The organism is Hyphomicrobiales bacterium, assembly GCA_016710435.1.
GTDB lineage: Bacteria > Pseudomonadota > Alphaproteobacteria > Rhizobiales > Aestuariivirgaceae > Aestuariivirga.
Genome location: JADJVV010000052.1, coordinates 1 through 4,071, shown reverse-complemented (window position 1 = coordinate 4,071; position 4,071 = coordinate 1). Strand labels below are relative to the sequence as shown.

Below are 4,071 nucleotides of genomic sequence, written 5' to 3'. Positions count from 1 at the left end.
TCGCCAGTTGTCAGCAACTTTGCCCACGCATCATCAGCCGTGTCGCAGAGGATTGACCCCTGGCGCAACATGACGGCGCCCTCGACAAGACGACCGTCAATGAGCATGAGACCGATCGACGAGGCGGCGGAGCCGGCGATTGCCATTAGCGTACCCCTAGCGGAAGGTAGACACGGTGCGATTCCCGCTTCGGCTCTGGGTCAACCGGTAGGCCAGTCGGCACGGCTGCGGCACGCATGGCCAGGTAGTGTTGACCTAGCGGCGTTAGTCCGGTGTCCGTGCGCAGGTCCGCCCATTGCCACAAGCCCCAGTAGTCGGCGTCACTGTACCATAGCACCGTCTCAAGCAACGGGTCATCTGCCATCGTTTCGGCGATGCGGTCCAAGATGTCAGCCTGATTCACGTTGGCGTCCCATCCTGCCGTTTCACCGATTATGGTCGGTCGCTCCAGGTCGTTACTTGCCATCCATGTACGCCATCGCCGCCACGACTTTGACCACTCATCCGGCGTATCGACATCGTACAGGTGGACGTGCCAGTGGTCCCCGACAAGTCCGCCGGCTGCAAGGTAACGGTCGAGCCAGTCGTATCCGCCGTCCCATAGGATAATACCGGGAGCGCCCCAAGAGCCGCCCACCTCAGAATCCCATCTTCGGCTGAACTCCGCTGCGTCCTCTGGGTGCGTGTGTGTGCCAAGTTCTAGCTCCGGTTCGCTGCCAAGTATCCATGTGTCGCCGCTGTGGAGTCTTGCCGCCTGCGCCGCCTTTTCATCCCATCTTATCATCCCGTAGACTTGAGGGATGTAGCCCGGTTCGCCGGCGTGGTCGTAAAGCCAGTCTTTCCACACTGGCGGATTCAGCATGGCGAGAGATTCATTCTTCCACTCGTCGCCACGCTGCCATGCCACCGAGAAACCTAGACCGGTCGGCGGCTGCGTCACCGTGATTATGGCGGATGCGATGAATGGAAAGAGAATCGACATCAATCTGAACTCCGCGGATAAAGCATGGCCATTTGAGCCGCCATTACGCGCCATATGTAAAATCGTTGAATTTACGCGCTGACGAGTGCGCGCGCCATCAGATCGCCGCGTATACAAACCCTGCGAGATGCTACCCCTGGTGGCGCCGCCACCTTGAATTGCGCCATCTCGATTCCCCGCCAGATAACCTTCCGGCAACTCTGCCACCGCCGCTTGTCATAGCCGTTGCTAGTAGATCCCCCGTCGCCGCTTTCGGCATGCGCATCCCGGATCTGAATCCCGGTCATTCGACGCACGCCGAGAACCGCTGCCTGCGCCGCGCCGCGAAAATCGAATAATCATGCTCCCAGTGTTTTCGTTGGCGGAATACCGGTCGTCAGATATTCGATTCCGTCAAAACCCATCCGCGCCGCGCAAGCGTCGGCGCTGTTCCCGGCGGCGTCATTGTGCCGGGATTCGCCAGGTTGACGTCTTGCCGCCAACGTGCGCCCCACGTGCAGCCGCACACAATCAGCCGCCGCCGCCCGGCAAGCCAGCGCAGGTTGCCCCCCCCCGCCCATCCCCATGCCGCCCATCAACCCGCGATTCAAAAATGGCACTATCCACGCTCCTCTTCCGTAAACGCCATGCGCTCAGCCTCTGCTAGTTTCTGTTGCAGCGCACCGTAGGCACGTCCCCATTCGCGGCGCTCATCCTCGTGGTATCGTTGCACCAGAAAACAGGCTGCGAACCCGCAGATGAATGCGCCGGTTGCAATGAATGCGCCGAGTAGGATACCGTCAAGCATAAGCCCGCCTCGCCTTCGCTGCCCGTGTCCGGTCCGCCGCTTCGTGACAGTCCCCGCACAAGACACGCAGGTCGTTCGGCTGCTCATGCCCCAGGCGCTTGTAGGTCAGGTGATGGACTTCCAAGCCGTGCGTCTCGCCACACGACTCGCAGCGATTGCCGGCGCGCGTCAGTGCGATGCGCCTGGTGGAGCGCCACTCGTCCGATTGCATGTATGCGATGTATTCCGCAGAGTGACGATTGCGGCGCCGTGGTAGGCTGATGCGGTCGAGCATGGCAACCGCCAACTGTGCGTAGCGTGCGAGAATCCACATGAGGATGGCCAGAGCGACGGCACTCGAAACGGTGTAGATGATAAAGTCACCGACCATAAGTCACCCCTAGCGCCACAGCTACATCCTGCGCATGTTCTCTCGCCACAAACACGGTTGCGCCTGCCTGAAATGAGGATATGGCGTCAAATGGGTGTTCCGGCTTGGAGTAGGTCAGGTACACGTCAAGCGCCGCCGGTTCACCCTTCGGTGTGCGGTAGAACTTGGTTGCCGGTGTACTGGTGTCAAGTCCCATCAGAACCCGTCCTGTAGGTCGAGCAGCGTCGGCTGCTGGGACGGGTCCGCATCGGCGTTCGGGTTCAGGAGTTTGTGTAGCCAGGTCTCATTGTGCGCAACACGCTCGGAGAGTTTGCGCATCTCCAGTTCGAGCGCCGCCAGTTGCGCCACGACCTTTTGGTCATGCGTGCGAGTGTCAGGATAGGTCATATCCTCGCTGTCATCTGCCATGATTGCGTATTCGCTCATTGCCTACCCTCGCTCCCAACAAGCGCCACGAGACCGCCGACAGCAAGACCGGCAAACGTCCATATCTCGCCGGGTACCTGTCTGTCCGACCATGCGAGGATGATACCGCCCACCACGGCAAGCACGCCGATAGCGGCCAGTGCGACCACGGCAATCAGGTAGATGTTGATTGCCCGCTTATCTGCCAAGACCTCTGGCGGTATCTGCTGTTGCGGTTCAAGCATTGACATCTGTCCCCCAAACGCAAAAGGCGCAACCAACGCGGCCGCGCCTGTAAATCAAATGAGTTGTCGATTCGCCCCGCTCATGTTATCCCCTTGAACGGCTTAAGGATACCATAAGCATGAATAAATATCAATGGGGTGAATGTTTATTCAGGTGGGATAATCCTCCTTATCGGTACTGGCGCTCAAGATTACGCAAGTGTCTCACGCCAGCCCTTTGCAGCAATATCACTTCGTCGGTCAGAAGGGCTGGACGCTTGCATCGCTTGTGCGTGCGTGCGAATGATTTCATGGCCGACAGCATCATGTCAATCGAGATGGGCAGACCGGGCACGTAAACATCCCCACAATGCGTACACAGAAACGCATAGCCACCAGTGTCCGTGTTGGCAATCCTGATGTGATCGGCGCTCACGGCTGCACCTTGCGGGCCACGTAGCCGCTATTGCTACAGGTCGCACAAAGAACGCCCATCCCGCCATCGCCGCCGCAGTCCTGGCAAATGTCCATGCCACGAAGCTGGGCAATCTCCCCCCTCAGAACGCCAATCGTGTCGAGTGCCTCATTGTGCGATTGCAATGCGTCACCCCAGTAATCCTGTTGCCACTCGCGCAGGACGGCGATCACTTTCTCCGCCTGTTCGATGTCGCTCTTGCGCTCCTGCGAAGTCAGGTCGGCGTAGGGCGTATCCATCTGGCGCTTCCACCGATCCGCCTTCGCTACCGGCATGGTCCAATCGCCGGTAATGAAGTCAGTCTTGCCCTGCGTAAACATGTAGCGCATCCAGTGTGCCCAAATCTCGTGCTGCACATCGGCCAGCGCTATCACCAGGTCGTCCCGTTCTGATTCTGTCAATGTGTCGATTCTCATGGTTCAATAAGCTCCCTTATCAATACTAAACTCCCAACTCTTCCCGAATCTTCCGCAACTCCCCAGGCGCATACGGCTGATACGATTCCCGCTCGCATCCCCGCAGCTTGCAGGCGTTGCGCTCCTGGTCGGTCAGCGGCGCATTCAGCGGGTTCGCCTTCTGCCGCTTTGTCCCCGGCTGCAAGCCTGGGTTGCGCTTGGTGAATTTGAGACCGAACTCCGCCGCCACCTCTGGCCATAGTCCGACCTGTCCGACAAGAGTCGAGATGCCGATGGCGCCAGGTCCGCGCCTGCGCTCGTAGATGTTCTGGCTGACAATCACGCCAGTGCCGTCGTCAAGCGCCGCCAGTGTAGCAGCACGAGCAGCCGGGTTGCGATGGCATACGGGGACATGCTTGGTGATACCGTAGTT

The 4,071-nt window shown here is 59.3% G+C and carries 7 protein-coding genes; all 7 read right to left on the bottom strand.

Going from position 1 to position 4,071, the window contains the following annotated elements:
- Positions 1-145: 145 nt before the first annotated feature.
- On the bottom strand, positions 146-982 hold the full coding sequence (locus IPM06_22625; protein MBK8773206.1) for a hypothetical protein: 837 nt from the start codon (positions 980-982) through the stop codon (positions 146-148).
- Positions 983-1,761: 779 nt separating this feature from the next.
- On the bottom strand, positions 1,762-2,139 hold the full coding sequence (locus IPM06_22620; GenBank protein ID MBK8773205.1) for an HNH endonuclease: 378 nt from the start codon (positions 2,137-2,139) through the stop codon (positions 1,762-1,764).
- A complete protein-coding gene (locus IPM06_22615) occupies positions 2,129-2,335 on the bottom strand; it encodes a hypothetical protein (GenBank protein ID MBK8773204.1) in 207 nt (68 codons plus the stop codon). Before IPM06_22615 ends, IPM06_22620 begins: the two co-directional genes overlap by 11 nt.
- Positions 2,335-2,565 carry a hypothetical protein gene (locus IPM06_22610; protein ID MBK8773203.1) on the bottom strand — a complete coding sequence of 77 codons (231 nt, stop codon included), beginning with the start codon at positions 2,563-2,565 and terminating at the stop codon, positions 2,335-2,337. Before IPM06_22610 ends, IPM06_22615 begins: the two co-directional genes overlap by 1 nt.
- On the bottom strand, positions 2,562-2,789 hold the full coding sequence (locus IPM06_22605) for a hypothetical protein (protein ID MBK8773202.1): 228 nt from the start codon (positions 2,787-2,789) through the stop codon (positions 2,562-2,564). The genes IPM06_22610 and IPM06_22605 overlap by 4 nt, the downstream gene beginning before the upstream one ends.
- 411 nt (positions 2,790-3,200) lie before the next feature.
- Complete coding sequence (locus tag IPM06_22600) at positions 3,201-3,659, bottom strand: hypothetical protein (GenBank protein ID MBK8773201.1); 459 nt, start codon at positions 3,657-3,659, stop codon at positions 3,201-3,203.
- Between the two features lie 25 nt (positions 3,660-3,684).
- Positions 3,685-4,071: hypothetical protein (locus IPM06_22595; protein ID MBK8773200.1), on the bottom strand; the 387-nt coding region annotated here is incomplete at its 5' end.